At 60.4% G+C, this 15,962-nt stretch carries 12 protein-coding genes and 1 pseudogene; 8 read left to right on the top strand and 5 right to left on the bottom strand.

Features of this window, described 5'->3' with window-relative positions:
* Window positions 1-463: 463 nt before the first annotated feature.
* Together OKW38_RS07735 and OKW38_RS07730 are read left to right on the top strand one after the other, a co-directional pair.
* Complete coding sequence (locus tag OKW38_RS07735; RefSeq protein ID WP_429360875.1) at window positions 464-3,433, top strand: hypothetical protein; 2,970 nt, start codon at window positions 464-466, stop codon at window positions 3,431-3,433.
* A gap of 62 nt (window positions 3,434-3,495) precedes the next feature.
* Window positions 3,496-3,801, top strand: a pseudogene (locus OKW38_RS07730) (IS110 family transposase); the annotation flags it as partial.
* Between the two features lie 56 nt (window positions 3,802-3,857).
* Here OKW38_RS07730 and OKW38_RS07725 read toward each other — a convergent pair.
* Window positions 3,858-4,577, bottom strand: a complete 720-nt coding sequence (locus OKW38_RS07725) for an IS6 family transposase (RefSeq protein WP_429360874.1) — start codon at window positions 4,575-4,577, stop codon at window positions 3,858-3,860.
* Between the two features lie 124 nt (window positions 4,578-4,701).
* On the opposite strand from OKW38_RS07725, the gene OKW38_RS07720 reads away from it, so the two are divergent.
* The 3 genes from OKW38_RS07720 to OKW38_RS07710 all read left to right on the top strand — a co-directional run bounded on the left by OKW38_RS07720 (window position 4,702) and on the right by OKW38_RS07710 (window position 7,321).
* Window positions 4,702-5,259 carry a hypothetical protein gene (locus OKW38_RS07720; protein ID WP_429360872.1) on the top strand — a complete coding sequence of 186 codons (558 nt, stop codon included), beginning with the start codon at window positions 4,702-4,704 and terminating at the stop codon, window positions 5,257-5,259.
* Between the two features lie 383 nt (window positions 5,260-5,642).
* Window positions 5,643-6,569 carry an HNH endonuclease signature motif containing protein gene (locus OKW38_RS07715; protein WP_429360871.1) on the top strand — a complete coding sequence of 309 codons (927 nt, stop codon included), beginning with the start codon at window positions 5,643-5,645 and terminating at the stop codon, window positions 6,567-6,569.
* A 491-nt stretch (window positions 6,570-7,060) separates the two neighbouring features.
* Window positions 7,061-7,321 (top strand): hypothetical protein, encoded by a 261-nt coding sequence (locus OKW38_RS07710; protein WP_429360870.1) that lies wholly within the window; start codon window positions 7,061-7,063, stop codon window positions 7,319-7,321.
* An 86-nt stretch (window positions 7,322-7,407) separates the two neighbouring features.
* Here the strand turns inward: OKW38_RS07710 and OKW38_RS07705 are convergent, their stop codons facing one another.
* The 3 genes from OKW38_RS07705 to istA are packed head-to-tail and all read right to left on the bottom strand — an operon-like array spanning window position 7,408 to window position 9,765.
* Window positions 7,408-7,623 carry a hypothetical protein gene (locus OKW38_RS07705; RefSeq protein ID WP_090801990.1) on the bottom strand — a complete coding sequence of 72 codons (216 nt, stop codon included), beginning with the start codon at window positions 7,621-7,623 and terminating at the stop codon, window positions 7,408-7,410.
* Window positions 7,620-8,393 (bottom strand): IS21-like element helper ATPase IstB, encoded by a 774-nt coding sequence (gene istB, locus OKW38_RS07700; protein WP_429360868.1) that lies wholly within the window; start codon window positions 8,391-8,393, stop codon window positions 7,620-7,622. Before istB ends, OKW38_RS07705 begins: the two co-directional genes overlap by 4 nt.
* Entirely contained in the window at window positions 8,380-9,765 is a 1,386-nt protein-coding gene (gene istA / locus OKW38_RS07695; protein WP_429360866.1) for an IS21 family transposase, read from the bottom strand. Before istA ends, istB begins: the two co-directional genes overlap by 14 nt.
* A 955-nt stretch (window positions 9,766-10,720) precedes the next feature.
* Between istA and OKW38_RS07690 the strand changes: the two genes are divergently transcribed.
* The 3 genes from OKW38_RS07690 (at window position 10,721) to OKW38_RS07680 (ending at window position 14,346) form a co-directional block, all read left to right on the top strand.
* The gene (locus tag OKW38_RS07690) at window positions 10,721-11,137 is read left to right on the top strand and encodes a 2OG-Fe(II) oxygenase (protein ID WP_429360865.1); all 417 of its coding nucleotides are present in this window, start codon (window positions 10,721-10,723) and stop codon (window positions 11,135-11,137) included.
* A gap of 548 nt (window positions 11,138-11,685) precedes the next feature.
* Entirely contained in the window at window positions 11,686-13,449 is a 1,764-nt protein-coding gene (locus OKW38_RS07685; protein WP_429360863.1) for a hypothetical protein, read from the top strand.
* A 552-nt stretch (window positions 13,450-14,001) separates the two neighbouring features.
* Window positions 14,002-14,346 (top strand): BON domain-containing protein, encoded by a 345-nt coding sequence (locus tag OKW38_RS07680; RefSeq protein WP_429360861.1) that lies wholly within the window; start codon window positions 14,002-14,004, stop codon window positions 14,344-14,346.
* Window positions 14,347-14,685: 339 nt separating this feature from the next.
* On the opposite strand, the gene OKW38_RS07675 is transcribed toward OKW38_RS07680, so the two are convergent.
* Window positions 14,686-15,837, bottom strand: coding sequence for a J domain-containing protein (locus tag OKW38_RS07675; RefSeq protein ID WP_429360860.1), 1,152 nt, complete (start codon window positions 15,835-15,837; stop codon window positions 14,686-14,688).
* Between the last annotated feature and the right edge of the window lie 125 nt (window positions 15,838-15,962).

Here is a 15,962-nt window from a genome sequence, read left to right as displayed (position 1 = left end):
CTCGGCGCCTCGCGGTTGAGTGTGACTGCATCGTGGCCCGGAGGTAGGGTGATCTTTTCTCCTGCGACAGGGCACCGGGAGCCATTGCTCGTAAAGTGACGTCCTCTATCTCTGGCGATAAGCGCCATTCAAATAGCGACGTGGACAAAATACGCTAAGGGATGATGTAGCGGTAACGGCGCCTTTACTTGACGGCTTTCCATTTATCGCCTAAATCTGGAAGGCAAGGCCGTGTGCGGAGCGATTACGGGATGTTCAAGGTTTGGAAACGTCTGCCTTCCGCAACTCTTAGTTGACTTGAAAGTGCCGGGCTATACGCCGTATTCGCTTGTGATCGGCGAGCTCAGCGAGGAGATCCATCATGGCCGGGCGCACTCAACGGACTGCTCAGAGAACCACGCGTGGAGTCAAAGTCAGTAGCGGCGCTGGATCGATTCCGAAGTTTCATCCTGGACGTGCACACTTGCAGCCCAAGGGTGGTCCTCCCAGATTGCCGCAGATATCCAAGTTCGTGACAGTGTCCTGGGCATGGACCGATCAGGCCAAGGGCAACATCTCCTGGACGTTCGTCAACAGTGACCCGGACAACAGCCATGCAGTAGTCCTCTATCGCAACAACTACGTATTCGGCGGCGCGTTCTGGCCCGTCTACCTGGGGCCGGGCTTCGGGATATCCATGCTGGATGGATCACAGCCGCTTCCGACGCTCACCGGCAACGGCGGCCAGCCAATGGGCATCATCGACTATGGACCTGGTGCGGGCCCGCGCTATCTGGTGCATTTCATCTTCAATCTCGCACCGGGACAGACCTGGAGCACGCCCGAGGGTGGCTTCACCGGCAGCACCACGCCAACCGCGGGCGTATGCTACGAACTGGTCAGCGGCACTGCGGGTAACTATTGTGTTGGCTATGACCCGACACGAGTGAGCGACTACGATAACCTGACCGGCACGACCCTTGCCGGCTACACGCCCAACCCCTCCACCTACTTCACCTATGCTTTCACGCCGGAATCCGGCACGCCGGAGAACACACTTGGATTTTCCGATGCGATAGGCAGTGGGTCCTGCGTCGCGCCTGGCATTGAGCTCCGGCTTCAGAAGTCGACTTTCAGCAAGGACGAGGTTGGCGTTCACGCTTCCTTCCCATCGGCGTGCCTGATCGAGGCGAGCGGCTTTACGAATGCCATACTTGGCCTGACCAGCGCGGCGGCGCTTAGTGCCAATGCGCCCAATCCGGTTCCCGCTATCAGCGCCTCGATGCAGCAAGGATTGAATCTCGCGCTGACTGCTGCCCAGTTCGCGACGATCGCCGCCAATCTGCCGTCCGTCGACAATTACGGTCCACCGCCTATTCTTGCCACGGATCCAACCCTCGATACCAACTACCAGTCAGTTTATTATCCGTTCACGGTTAGCTTCCCCAACGAGAATGCGTTTGATGCGCTGGATCTGCACCAGACCGCGGTCATTACACTGACCGCCACGTTTGCGGTTGGCTCGGTCGCCCCTGCGTATGCGAACATCGTGTTGTCGAAGGGCGAGGATCCGTTCTTCACGGATCTGACGCCATCGAATCCCTTGGCATACCCGTCCTGGCTCAGCTTTGACCTGCGCTTTTTCAAGGCGACGCCGAACCAGCAGCACGAGATGTTCAGTGTGCCAAATCCGGTTGGCGCGAACGACGCGATTCGCTATATCCACGCGGTGCTGGACAATCTGAACCATCCGAGCCAGATCACCAACGGCGATACGTTCGATGGCGCGCTTTCGCAGGACGAGGACGCCTCGGCGCTCGAATATCTCCCAACTGGCATAAACGGCGTCCCGACGTTCAACTTCGCGGTCGCACGCGTACGCATTGTCTCCGCGACGCAGGCGACTACGACCACGCCGGTGCGCGTCTTCTTCCGACTCTTCCAGGCGGCGAGCACGGTGTCGGATTTTCACGAGGTCGGCAAGGGGGAAGGCACGTATCGTTGGGGAACGGACGGCAGTCCTAACCACAAAATTCCGCTACTCGGCGTCCAGACCGACCAGAACGGCCATCTGGAATACGTCACGATTCCATGCTTCGCAACCGACCGGATAAACCTGAACGGTCCGGCGGACATGAACACCCAGCACGATGACCCCAACGCGCTGCAAATCACGACGATTGCCAACCAGGAGGTGGATACCTATTTCGGCTGCTGGATCGACAATAACCAGCAGTCCAGCACGATCTTCATTGGGACGCCACCCAGCGCACAGACGCAATGGGACGGCCCGTGGCCGGGGACCCAGTCACTGAGCGGTGCGATCAGTAATGCGCCGCACCAGTGCATGATCGCGGAAATCCGCTTCGACGATACGCCGATTCCCGACGGCGCCAACAGCGCAACATCCGACAAGCTTGCGCAACGGAACATTGCCTGGATCGACGGACCGAACCCCGGCGTCGCGCCGTCGCGCGTGATGCCGCACCCGTTCGAGATCCGCGCTTCCGCGTCGGCGAGCGCAGTCGACGAACTGATGATCAAATGGGGGAACACGCCCGCACAGAGCACCGGGTCGCTCTATCTGCCCGCGGTGCCCGCCGCGCAAATCCTTTCGCTTGCCGACACAATGTATTCCAGGCATTTCCTCACCGCGCTCGACGCCAATACGATCGGGTGTCCGGCCGCCGGGGTGACGTTAGTGCCGGTGCCGGCTGGCTCCGGCCGCTACGCCGGTCTAGTGGCCGTCGACCTGCCCCCCGGCATTCAACGCGGCGATATCTACGATATCTCGGTCCTGCAATTCGAGCAGGCGACTGCTTATCAGCAGGCGCCGCCGCAAATCGCCCGGCGCGCCGCAAAGCTGCCTGCCGTCACCGCGGTGCCGCAGACGTTTTCCTGGCGCCAGTTGATGGGGGCGTTCGAGTGCACCATCGTCATCAGCACGAACGAGAACCTGCTCTATCCCGAGGAGCGTCTGCTCGCCTGGCTGAAATGGCGCTTGCAGGTCGCGTCGCCCACAAGCCGCTGGTATCCCGTGTTGCAGCGCTATCTAGATCTGATAGCGGGGCGGGTGAGCGGCTTCGGCGGCGATCCGTCGGGCATTCCGCCCTCGCCGACAGGTGATGTGCCAGGGCATAAGCCCTCGCCTCGTCCGGGCCACGGGCGCGCGCGCCGTGAATTCACCGGCAAGGTCGTCGGGATCAGCTACGACAGGTTCGGTGACTTCGAGGGCTTCACGTTGCTCACTCTTGAGGGGCACGAGCGCGAGTTCCGTGGGCGTGAGCGCAACGTTGAGGAGTTGATCGACCGCGCCTGGCGCGAGCGGACCTTGATCAGCGTTTTCGTCGAAGAGCACGAACCCGAGTGGCCGGCCGTAGTCGTGCTGCGCCGCGGGCGATGGCGCGACGCTGGCGTGCAATTAGGCTCTGATGTGATGGACGACTCCCGCTAGACGGCAGGAAATTCATGCCAAAGTGGACAGGTCGTGATGCCCACGGCAAAGGAGCGTTCATCATGAACATAGCGACTGTTGGACTGGATCTGGCCAAGAGCGTGCTGCAGGTTCACGCAGTGGATTCGCAAGGCCACCTTGTTGCGCGCAAGCAGTTGAGACGCACTGAAGTACTCCGGTATTTCGCGAAGCTTGAACCGTGCGTGGTCGGTATGGAAGCGTGTGGGTCGTCGCACTAGTGGGGCCGGGAGCTCGCAAAGCTCGGGCACACCGTTCGCCTGATCGCCCCGCAGTTCGTCCGACCTTACGTGAAGAGCAACAAGACGGATGCGGCTGACGCCGAAGCAATCTGCGAGGCGGTACAGCGCCTGGTTCTGGTGCAAATAGACGGTCTGGAAGAGATGGTTCCTATAGAAAAGATTTCTTATCGAGCAGACAGGACAGCATTCCAGACGGCGGGCGCAGAGGTATCTTTGAGGCCGAGCTTCGCCAGGTTGAATTGGCCTTTGCGAATGCGATGCGTCAACTCAATGCCTGCAAGAGTGATCGCGGCGTTCCTGAAACGGTTGAAGCCGAGCATGACATTCGTCCGGGACTTGACGTGGCGATGGTCCTGCTCGATCAAGTTGTTGAGATATTTCGAGGATCGGACCTTGTTGTCCTTCGGCAGCAGACCGTCGGCCTTCATCTCCCGCACAGCACGGTGTGAGGCGGCATAGCCATCGAGCGTGATGGTCTTTGGTGGCTTGCCCTGATGTTTGGTTGCCTTGCTGAAAAAGGCTTTGGCCGCCTTCACGTCACGTTTCGCCCTGAGCAGGAAGTCAACCGTCTGACCCGCCCGATCCACCGCCCGATAAAGATAGACCCATTTGCCGCGGATTTTCAGGTAAGTCTCGTCGGCACGCCACGACGCGCCCGCTGGCGCGCCGAAACGGTTCCAGCGCTTGACGAACTCCGGCCTGTAACGCTTCACCCAACGCAGGATCGTCGTGTGGGCCAGCGACAGGCCACGCTCGGCCATCATCTCGACAAGATCACGCAGGCTGAGCTTGTAGCGCAGATACCAGCGCACGCACAGAATGATCACGTCGCGGTTGAAGTGGCGACCTGAGAACAGTTCGTCCATACTCTTGAGCTTGCTCATTGTCGGATGATGAGATCGGGGGGCAACACTCTAACCGATTCACCTTCACTATTTGCACCAGAACCCGTTCCTGCAGGTGAGCCTCGGCGTCGCGCGCGATCTTTCGCAGCAGTGCGGATATGTGATGCGACTGCTCGACAAGCCGTTCACATTAGACCCGCAAACAGTGCTACATCAGATCGCCTTCCGGCTGTTCCACTACGATCCAACGTTCGCGCCTGCAGGCAAGACCGCCGTGACGTGCACACTGCCCACGCGCAACGTGGGGTACTGGTCGCGGTTGAGCGAGCACGACCCGCAAGGATATGAAGCGCAAAAGCAGCGCGTGGCGAACACCGTGATCGCGATATTAGACAAGTCCACGCCCGGTGTGCGCGAAGCGATAGAAGTGCTCGACGTGTCGACGCCCGCCACCGTGGTCCGCTGCACGCGCAATTGGCAAGGCAGCATGGAAGATTGGCTGCTCACGCCGCAGACGGGCGTAAGACCCTTGCCGCCAACGCTGCCCGGCCTGCGGCGGTTCCTCATGATCGGCCAGTGGGTCATGCCCGGCGGCGGCCTGCCGTCTGGCCTGATTACCGCGCGGCGCGCAGTGCGCCGCATGTGCCGGATGGACGGCATAGCCTTCGTGCTTGATGAGCACGAGAAGTCGCCGAACGCAGCCGGCGGTTTTCCTGCCTGATGCAACCCATGCGCTGGCAACGCCGCATGGCCGCGAGGACGCCAAGCCATAAGAACGCAAGGACGTGACGCGACCGGCCGCACCCTCAATGGGCGGGCATACGCAGCTTGCCCCCGCAGGGCTGCGATCGGCAGCACGCGACCCCAAGCGGACTGTCGAGATTCCAGCACATCATTGGCTCCTTCCGAATGTGCAGCAGCCGTTCATTAGCCTCAGTCTACAGACGGGGCGTCGGCCCTTGCCGACACGATGGAACCGCACAACGAGCGCCGGGCGGTTGCTCTCACAGCCCTATAATCTGAACTTCGGTCGCCTCGACAGAGGGCGTCGCGAGGATTTTCCGTTTCCCGGTCAGCACTGGCCGATGCTGCTAACGGAGGGGTATGAAACTGAAAGAGAAGGACATAAAGCTTCTTTGGGGACGAGCTGCGGGACGGTGTTCTATATGCCGATGCGTGCTTTCCCAAGACTCAAAGGGGGCTTCGGAAACATATCCGTTAGGCGAGCATGCCCACATCGTTGCCGAATCCGAGGGTGGTCCGCGAGGGACGAGCGTGCTGACGAGGGAAGAACGAAACAGCTACCAGAATCTGATTTTGCTCTGTCCCACCCATCACACCTTGATCGACAAGGACGAAGGGGGCTGGCCCGCTGAGAAGCTTTACGTCACCAAGGCATCGCATGAACTATGGGTGCAGGAGACGCTTGCCGATCCCATCAATCAAACGCAACTCGCACGTCAGGTAGCGGTCACGTACATCGTTGATTCTACGGTCCAATTGTGCGAGTTGGAGAGCTGGAAAGATTGGACGCGAATGGCATTAGCTCTCGATCCCACTTGGCCGCGTGCCTTCCCTGACCAGTTCTTCGAGTTCCGGCAACGGGCTGGGGCAGCGATTTGGCCAGCGCAGTTTGATGAGCTGCGCCGCGCTACGTTAACGCTGAGCATCCTGCTTAATGAAGCTGCTCGGAACTTCATGAAGCATGCACTGCATGACGGAACGTTGTACGTAGCAGATCCGTTCTACAAGTCAGGTGGATTCAATCCAAACTATGATCGTGACCTCGCACTCTACAATGATTGGGTACAAAGGGGCCGCAGCCTGCTACGCGATGCGACCGCAGCAGCGAACTGGTTTGCTGAGGTTGTCCGGCGTGACCTGAACCCGATGTTCTTCGCGAGAACGGGGGAGTTCGTGATTATCGAAGGCCCGTTTTTACCAGATCACTCAATACACGCACGTCTCATTGAGTTCAAAGAGGAGGAGAAGGTGACCCTGCCAGAATCGCTCGATGACATCGAAACCTAGCCCAGACACACGCGGGATCGGACTCTCAGTGACGTTCGCTTGTGGGCGAATACGTGCGAACCCACCGAGACAGTTGTCGGTAGTTCGCTCGATTTCTGACGTTTGAATGTCCGTCATATAGTCCGGCCGGCTGGCCGAACTGCCCGACGACAGACTGCAGCCGACCCGATTCCGCCGTTAGGTCCGACGTTGCTCCAATGGCCGTTGTCACGTTATAAGCATCGGCCAAAGCGTTCGCTCGAGTATCAACGGTCAGTTCGTCCCACTCGTGTAGACTGCGCCGTTGTCCCAACAGATCGACCACCTCGACCCGGCTCTTCCTCCTGGGTCCGGCGTGTGTCAATGCCCGCGTTCGAAGCGCCCCCGACAACGCTTGATGGTTTTGACCAGCTGGTAGAAGTCCCGAGCGAGTACTCGATCGAACCGCTAGCGGAAGAACAAATAAAACGGATGCCTTTCTGGACCCCCCCCTGATTGAAGCGGAAATCGAATTGCTGGTTGATTGCCTGATCGGCGACGCCGCTCCGGACGAGGCAATCGATGTCGCGACGAATTCCCGATTCAGCGAATTCGACATCGCGACAAGCGCGCTCGCCGTCAACGGCTGGTGTGTCGTGTCGAACTTTTTGTCGCAGAGCCAGACGCAGGCCTTATCGACCGAATGCATGGCCATGCACGACGCGCAGCTGCTGACACCAGCCCGTGTGGGGGCCAATCGCGCTGCCACGCTTTTGCTGTTAGCGCCGGTGTAAAAGCGACGTTAAACGACGACGCAAGGTTGAGCGAATCAGTCAAGAACAAAGGGGCCGCGCGGCCCCTTTGTTGTGCGCGCCGTCGATCAGAACGGCGGGTCGTGCTCGTTGAATGGCAGCTCGCGTTGGCGGCGATCTTCGCGCAGGAGCTGCTGTATGTCGGGCAGATAGCGCGCGCAGATGACTTCGCGCAAGTCGTCGAGTAGTTCGAACACGGCGAGCGCCTGCTCGGGCGTCCAGTCATCGGGGACGATGAAGCTCAAGCCGCGCGTTCGGCCGGAAGGCAACGGCGGGGCGTTCACGACGACTCACCTCCCTTTGCAGATTTGCCGGGGCTGCGCTGGCGGGCGCGTTTGTCGGCTCGCTCACGCGCTTCCTTCAGGCGGTACGATTCACCTTCGATCGAGATGACCTCGGCGTGATGCACGAGGCGATCGACGAGCGAGACGACACAGGCGGCGTTGGGGAACACTTCGTGCCATTCGGCAAACGGGCGATTCGATGTAACGATCGTGCTGTTGTCCTGGTATCGCCGGCTGATCAACTCGAACAGCAGGTCGGCGTGGCGATTCGAGTAGGAGAGATAGCCGACCTCATCGATCACAAGGACGTCGGGCGCCGCATAGCGGCGCAAGCGTCGGCGCAGCGTTGAATCGCTATCGAGTGCCGCGAGTTCGCCCAACATGTTTCCCGCGGTAGTGAACAGTACCGTGTGCCCATGCACGAGCGCCTGATGCGCGACGTTCCTGGCCAACGTCGATTTGCCCACGCCGTTCGGGCCGATGAGCACGACGTTGGCTGCGTCCTTCAGGAACCCCAGCGTCATCAGCTCTTCGATGGCGCCGCGATCACACCGCGACGGCCAACTCCATTCGAAGTCGCACAACGCCTTGAAGCCACCCAGATGCGCTTCCTTGATGCGCCGCTCGAGTGATCGGCGCGCCCGTTCGTCTTCCTCCCACTGCACCAGCGGCGCGACCCACGGCTCATGCGCAACTTCGGGCCAGTGGGCAAGCAGCCCGTGCAAACGCAATTCCTGCGCGCGCGTACGCAATGATTCAAGCGAGCTCATCGGAGCCTCCGGCAAGTTGGTCGTAGGTATCGAGCCGGTGGGGTTGAACCGGCGTGTCCTTCTGGCGTACGTGTGGCGGCAGGCATACGGCCAGCGGCGGGGGTAATTGACGCGCTTCGCGACGGCGCTCCAGCGCCAGGCGCACGGCATTCGGGTGCGGCACACCGCTTTCGAGCGCATCGCCGATCGCGGCCTGCAATTGCGCGGCACCGTAGCGTTCAAGCAGGCGCAGCAACGACGCCGTGATGGTGCCCAGGTTCGCATTGCGTTCGGCCGCGCGGCGCAGCAGATCCTGACTGGCGGGTGCAGCCTTGGCCAGGCGGTCCATGCCGCGATGATGACGGGCCTCGCGTTTGACGCCGACCAGTGTCTCGATGTGAACGGGCTCTTCGATTTGCGCGCCGCGATCGAAACTGCGAACGTGGTGCGCAATGATCTCGGCGCCATCGAGCACGCGTACCTGTTCGAGATCGGCGCGTACCGTGAGCGTGCGTCGCACGTGCGTGTGTGGAATCGAGTAGTCGTTCAGATCGAAGCGTATGTAGGGCGTCTTGCCGACTTTGACGGCGAGCGTTTCCTCGACGGGATACGGATTCTCCGGTAGTGCGAGCAGCATCGGCTTCTCCTGCGCCAACGCCTGGCGCACACTGATCGCGCGATCTTCCGGGCACGGGCGATCGGCCGCCTGTGTGCGGCACCAGTGCTCGGCTTGCGCATTCAGATCGTCCAGATCGGCGAACTGCCGTGCCGCGAAGAAGGCATCGCGAACATGGCGAATCGCACGCTCAACGCGCCCCTTCTCATTGCCACGCGCAATGGCCACCGGTCTCGGCTCGAAACGATAGTGCGCGGCGAAGGCGAGCAGCGTCGGGTGGAAACGAATGGCGTCGCCCTGGCGTTCAAGTACGGCGCTCTTGAGGTTGTCGTACAGGATGATCCTGCCAAGTCCGCCCCAGTGCGTGAAGGCACCGATATGACCGCGCAGGAAGTTCTCCATGCGCGCGTCGAGGAAGAACCGCAGATACAGGTCGCGCGAGTACGAGAGCACCATCACGAGGGCCATCAAGGGCCGGCGCGCGCGGCCGATCTGCAGGTGACCGAAGTGGCCCCAGTCGCATTGCATCTGTTCGCCGGGCAACGTGCGCAACCGTAGACAAGCCTCAGCAGGCGGACGTGGCCGGTGCAGCGAAACCAGATGCCGGAAGTGCGTGGGCCCGCCCTGGTAGCCGCGCTCACGCACCATGCCGTAAAGGCGGCTGGCCCTGAGCGTCGGATACTTCTCGAGCGTTTGGCGAATGAACGACAGGTACGGCTCGATCATCGAAGGCCGAGGCGCTGGGCCGTGGCGCGGCAAGCCAGCCTGTGCAAGCACACGTTTGACGGTACCGGATGCACGTGCAGTTGCTGCGCGATCGTGCCACAGCGCCACTTCTCAACGTGATAGAGCCGCAGGATATGGGCTTCGAGTTCAGCGTCAATCGTCACCTTCAGTGCCTCCCCGCAATCGGTAGATGGAATGAGGAGCTCGACGGCGCAGCGGGCCAGGACGCACGAACGGCGAACATGCATTGCCGCATAGATGGCAATGCGTCGTTGCCGGCACCGATACCGCGACACGATGGCGCAGCGCCGCACGCGTCGAGTCCACCGGCAGTAGAGCACTGCATGCCGGCGCTGGTGAACCGTGATGCGTCACTTTATTGAGTCGTGCCCGGTAACGACGGGCGCGATGCGCGTGCGCAAGGCGCCCACGGCGAGAACTCTGATAGCGTTGCCCCGCTTCGCGCACGCTTGCGCGGCGGGCCGCCTGCGCACAGCCGCCGGCGCAGTAGATCTGGCCTCGGTCACAGCGGCGGCAAATGAACACCTGCGCCCGGCAGCGGGCGCATAGGAAGAAACGGCCCGTGGGGAGCCCCTGGGCATTGGCTTCGGTCATCGGCGCTCCGATCGAAACGCCGAAGACAAACGCATAGACAGGAGCGCGCCAGCCGTGAAATACTGCGGCTGCACGCGCTCCCTCTGTTAAGCCCCTGGCTTTGCACGGTGACTTGTGTGGCGCGACTCCGGGGTGAACTTGGCGGTTTAGCCGGGGTCGCGTCGGTGGTTTCTTCGGCGCTGTGCCTTTCTACCGCAACCCCTTCCCGCCGTCATCTCCCAGCGCGCTTTGCGCGTCTGCACTCGCCCTACGGGCTCCTTACGACGCACAAAGCGTCATCCAATACCCGGCTCTACGTTCCCTGCACATTGCTCAACGAGCGAACCGCTCGTTCAACGGATCAATTCCATGACGCCGTCGTTTAGTGTCGGATTTAGACCGGCGTTCACATTTGCGCGGCGATAGCACGCACTGGTTCCAACCCGACGCGCTGAGCACGCGGCAGCAGGCGTTCGCCGATCGCATCGAAGCGCTACGGAACGCGCTCAACCGCGACCTGTTTCTCGGTCTGGTCGATAGCGAATCACACTACGCGGTATATCCGCCAGGTGACGGATACGCACGCCACCTCGACTGCCTGCGTAACAGCGACAGCCGCGTGATTTCCGCCGTGTTCTACCTCAACGAAGCGTGGCAGGACGCCGAGGGCGGCGCACTGCGGCTATACCTTGTCGATCAGTCTTATCACGACGTCTTTCCGCGCGCGGGAACGCTGCTCTTGTTTCTCTCGGCGGAGTTTGAACACGAGGTGCTGCCCGCCACGCGCGACCGCATGAGCATTGCATGCTGGATGAGGCAGCGGGCGTAAGCCGAACCGCGTGCGCATCTGTGGTTAACGTCCAGGATCGTGCCCTTTCGGATCAGCTTGATAATCAGTTGCCGGATTTTGTTAGTGTCCAGTTCGGCATGGTGCCGATGGCATACGTGCGAAGCCAACGCCGAGTCACGACATTGCACAACCGCCGATAACTTTGGGGGCAGCGAACCATCTACAACGGGAGCTTGCCGTGTGCTTAGTCGCGACGATCGATCCCCAATGTCCGGTGCCGTGGACGAGACGTCGTTCAAGTGTCCGTTGAATGCATTGGACGGATGGCTGAATGTGGCCGCGCGCTGCCCGATGCGTTTTGGCTCATGTCGACCCTAACCTGCCCTTCAAGCCCGTGCAAAATCGATGGCAGCTTCCGGGGTGCAACGGCCGTTCGGCTAGGCACCCACCTCAAGGCGGCTTTGCGCGCCAACTGGAGTCGCGTGTAATTCGTCAGATTGTCAGGGTGCTCGCAGCTATGCGCGAAATCGACAGGCGGGTACCATGGCCGAACCTAAGACCCGGATGCAATTGAACCGCCAAGCCCCATGCCTTCTGTCGACCATCTCGCCACGTTCCCCATTCAGGGAACCGCTCTACCGCCGCGCCTGCGTATGCTTCTCAGTCCTGCAGGGCTTGATCCCCTGGCGCAGGTGGACGTTACCAGCGACCTTGAGTTTGACAATCACGGTCCTAACAGCGAATACGTGCACATGCTAATGGCAGTCGTTCCCGAGACGGTTGAAAGTCCCGTGCCTGTCTTGGACGAGGCAGCAGATGGTGTGGTGTCTCACTCGGTCCCCGTTCTCGGCAACAAAGGCTTGAGTGCAGAGTTTTCGCCAAGCATGTCTGGTTATGACTACATTGTCGCGTCCTGGGGCGACGGATCGCATTACACGTATGCCCTCGCTGAAAAGGTCTGGATGGCCCTTGGATTATCGCCAAGGTGCCTAGGTAACGAACAGCAACGCGTCGTCTACGACGACCTGGGCGTTCCCGAGTTCGCCGTTGCGGAGGGCGAACTCGCTCGCGAATACTATTACACGTCATCTCGAAACGTTACGTGGCGGATGTCTAATGCCCACTTGCGAAAATACCTTTGGATGCGTGGCGCACGAGGCGTTCGAAGCTTCTACTATCAAGCAAGCCTCCCAGACTCGCCGGAGCTTAGGCACCTTATGGACGGCCAGAGACACTCAGATGTCAGATCTGATTTGGGCTGGTACGAGATAGATATCCAGGAGGACAGCGGTCGGTTACTGCTTCAGGTTTGGGCGTCCGTTGACGCTGTCTCTTGTGAGATGTGCCCTGAGCGCTCGGCGGACAATCTCGTTTGGCCAGGCGTTGAAGGACCTGTCACGCATGCCAGTGCCGACGCGGACAGAGACAATCATGTCGTTTACCTAGATGACCGATTTCTCAATCGATACGAGCAAAGCAGTTTCTACAAATCCACGCCTGTGTTCGCTCACGGACAGTGGCTTTGCAGTCCTTCGTACCGCGGGCAATGGAGCTTCTCCGATTGCAGGCGTATCGGACGAAACCTGATACGCGTGGGGCTGAGAGAGTTGTACAAGCCGAAGCCGGAACAGGAAATCCTTCATGCGCATTCGTTCGCGCTCGACCCGGCGCTGGCGGCTCAGTTCGACCCGAACGAAGAGCACATAGCAGCCAAGACCCAGAGGTTTGTGGCCGCGATTTTGGCGTTAGGCGACAATCTTTCTCGGCTCGGCGCCATCGTTGGTGAGGACAAGTCAGCCGAAGAACTTGTCGGTTTCTCAGCCGCCGAAATCAGAGATAATGGGTGGCTTCACTATCCCAAGCTCAGCCGCCTGGCGCAGGTTGCACCTCTGTCGATGTCGGAGCAAGATTTCCTAGGTCGGTGTAAAAGCCTTCACGAAATTTGGCAGAAGATTCCGGACGGCTTCCTAAAGCGAATCCTCCAGGCGGCTGGATGCCCCAAGGGCGAAACCGAGAAACTCCGAAGCGTGAAACTCCTTCAGGCCATTCTCAACGTTGCCGAGAGACTGGATGCCCAAGATGAGGCTGCGAATGCGTTCGATAGTGCAGATGCGCCAGAAGGGTGGAACGAACCGAACGAGAGATTGGCCGCTTTGTTCGTGGGCTACGATTTACGAATCGCGGATGCACACGAAACGTTCGCGCTCGCTCTGCCGCGGCTGCAGGATTTGGGCTTTGACACTGCAAGCCTTCAGCAGGGATACGGGCGCGCAATTGATTTTGTAATGGACAAGGTCATTGACGCGTTTGAAAACATAAATGAGCCGCTCGGTCGCATCCTCGCCCGTTGAATCCAGCAAACCGAAGGCGTCCTGCCGCGCTATGCGAAGCGTGGTAGGACCTCCCCTTCACAGGTTGTTAAAGCCGTTCGCCATCTCGGCCTATTTCCTCAATCTGCATTGATGATGTCTCGCACAGCGGCGATCGCAAATTTCAACTTCGTTCCGCTGAATAAAGCGTCGGGGGTCGGCAATCTTTCATGACGAAGCCATCCCGGAGGTTTGTCCCTCCACCAATGCGGACGCTCTATTCTGTTCAACGCTCGAAGGTCCCTAGACGCGGCGGTGCGGTCGTTCGAGCGTCCGCGCGCGTACGCCAGCGAGTGTCAGCAACTGGCCGAACTGAGCCGTACCACCCGCCTTACCGGCCCGCGACCTCGCGCCACTTCCCGGCCGAACTGAGCCAAAGACTCGCCTCGCAGCATGAACAGAGTTGGCGAGTCGGCTCGGTCGCAAGTTCGCCACCCTGCACTATCATGGTGGACTCGACGAGGGCGCACATGTGCACCTCGAAGCCAACCCGAATGACGCCCGCTGTTCACGAATCAGGATCTCATAGCCGACATGCGAGACGTGCCACACATCAAAAGCCGGTTGCTGATGGTCGCGGCATTCGCGCTCCCCGCGTTCGTGTTCATCAACGGCTGCAAGTCGATAGCGACGCAGGCCGTGACCGCGCCGGGGAAGGTCGCCACTGACGACGCTGCGCTCGCCGCCAGGGTGAAGCAGGCGCTCGTCGCAGACTCAGGGCTGAGATCCTTGCCGATCAGCGTCGCCACGTATCGAAGCGTCGTGCAGTTGTCGGGATACGTGGATGCAGAGGTACAGATTCAGCAAGCGCTTGCCGTGACGCGCGGCGTGGCGGGGGTGCAATCCGTGAGCAACGATCTACACCTGAGGCCGCAATAACGCGCGCTCGCCGGAAAACAGATGACGGACGAGACAGCGATGCCTGGGGTGCGCGCGACCAGCGGTTCCGTCAAAGGAACAGTGCGTCTGCGCCTTGACGGGCATTCCCCTGCGCTCTATCACGTTCGCCGGTTTCGGGGCCGACCGTGATCGACCCGCAACGGCCTGCCGACGCTGCATAAAATGACCGACAGCTTTCGAGTACTCAGCGGTCGTGCATGGCTCCTCAGCCGCCGCCTAGTTCTATGCTACGAGTGGCAGTGTCATTCACAGCCAGGGGTTTGCAGAACGCTCACCTTCACGGCGGAAGGAGTTTTTGGTTGGGATCGTTCGGCTTGGTCAGAACTCTGCTTCAGTGATCGGCACCGGCAGCATGTTGCCACCCGGCACCGAGTACAACGTGATGCTCACGTCCGCGTACTCGATTCCCGAGACGGTCTCGTGCTCCGACAAGTTGAACATTTCGGATTTAAAAAGGCTACCCGTAGTGACGTTCTCGTATCGGATGTCGTAGTTCCCGGGGGTGATGTTAGAGAGCGTGAAGCTGGCTCTCGCCGGAATGTAGAACTGACGTACCGCAACGTGCGTTGCGCCGTCGATCGAGGTTAACTTTGCGAACACGCCAAAGTTGTTGCGCGCGTTGTCGATCATCACCTGCGAGTGCCCGCTGTTTCGGCCGATGCGCGCGCCCGAGAGGTAGCTTGCAAAGATGGGCCATGCCGTGCCATTGGGTGCAAGGAGAGGCCGCGTCGGCTGAGCAGGCGGCGTCGCGGCAGCGGCCCTGAGCGCCGATGCGTCCATGTTCCATGGCTGCACCACCGAGCGCGCCACACTCGGCGTCCCGGCGTTCTGCCCGCTTTCGTTTGACGCTTTCGCCGCGGGCGGTAGGCTCGCGCCGTCCTGATTCGGCACATACTGCGCCGGTTGCGCGTAAGGCTTTGGAGGATCGGGGGAATCGCGCGGTATCAGCATTTTGATCCCCCCGAACCCGAGGAAAACCATTGGAATCCAAAACAGTGGTCCCGCCGCGCGTATGGTGCGGCCTACTGGACTGGACTGCTTCGGCTTCGCGGCTCGAGCGCGTGGTATAGGCTGCGGCCTGATCGTGGGGCGAGGCGATGCACATGACTCGGGTTGGGTATGCGGAGGCGGTGTTTTCGGTGCCGCGTCAGCTGCCGCTTCGCGTTCTTTCCGCGCGAGCCACTCGTCGTGGTCTTTGCGTTTGACCGGGTCGCTGAGCACTTCATACGATCCGTTGATAATCTTCATGACGCGCGCCGCACTCGGATCGTCCGGACGTCGGTCCGGATGGTATTTTTGAGTAAGCGTCTTGTATGCGGCTCGGATTACCTCGGGCGGCGCATCGCGCGACACTTTGAGGTTGTCGTAGTGACTGTGTATTTTCTCGCCCACGTACTTCCCCGTAATGTTGATAGATTTTTGGGCGATTTTACCGTAGGGGCGGATTCTTCTGGCGAGAGTGAGCCGCAATCGGGTTGCAAATCAACAAATGCGAGGATGTCCCGGGCACACCCGAAGCGCTTTAGTCGCTTTTGGGGCGAATGACCACTTTTGATCGAAGGACGAAACCGCTCGCGCGGTAAGGGGCTCCGGCC

The organism is Paraburkholderia sp. MM5496-R1 (assembly GCF_050436205.1).
Classification (GTDB): Bacteria; Pseudomonadota; Gammaproteobacteria; order Burkholderiales; family Burkholderiaceae; genus Paraburkholderia; species Paraburkholderia tuberum.
The sequence above is the reverse complement of the archived record's forward strand: the minus strand, read 5'-3'. Positions and strand labels throughout refer to the sequence as shown.

Coding starts and splice junctions, on each gene's coding strand:
- OKW38_RS07725 (WP_429360874.1), bottom strand. CDS start 4,577: ATGAGCAAGCTCAAGAGTATGGACGAACTGTTCTCAGGTCGCCACTTC.
- OKW38_RS07720 (WP_429360872.1), top strand. CDS start 4,702: ATGCGACTGCTCGACAAGCCGTTCACATTAGACCCGCAAACAGTGCTA.
- OKW38_RS07715 (WP_429360871.1), top strand. CDS start 5,643: ATGAAACTGAAAGAGAAGGACATAAAGCTTCTTTGGGGACGAGCTGCG.
- istB (WP_429360868.1), bottom strand. CDS start 8,393: ATGAGCTCGCTTGAATCATTGCGTACGCGCGCGCAGGAATTGCGTTTG.
- OKW38_RS07685 (WP_429360863.1), top strand. CDS start 11,686: ATGCCTTCTGTCGACCATCTCGCCACGTTCCCCATTCAGGGAACCGCT.
- OKW38_RS07680 (WP_429360861.1), top strand. CDS start 14,002: ATGCGAGACGTGCCACACATCAAAAGCCGGTTGCTGATGGTCGCGGCA.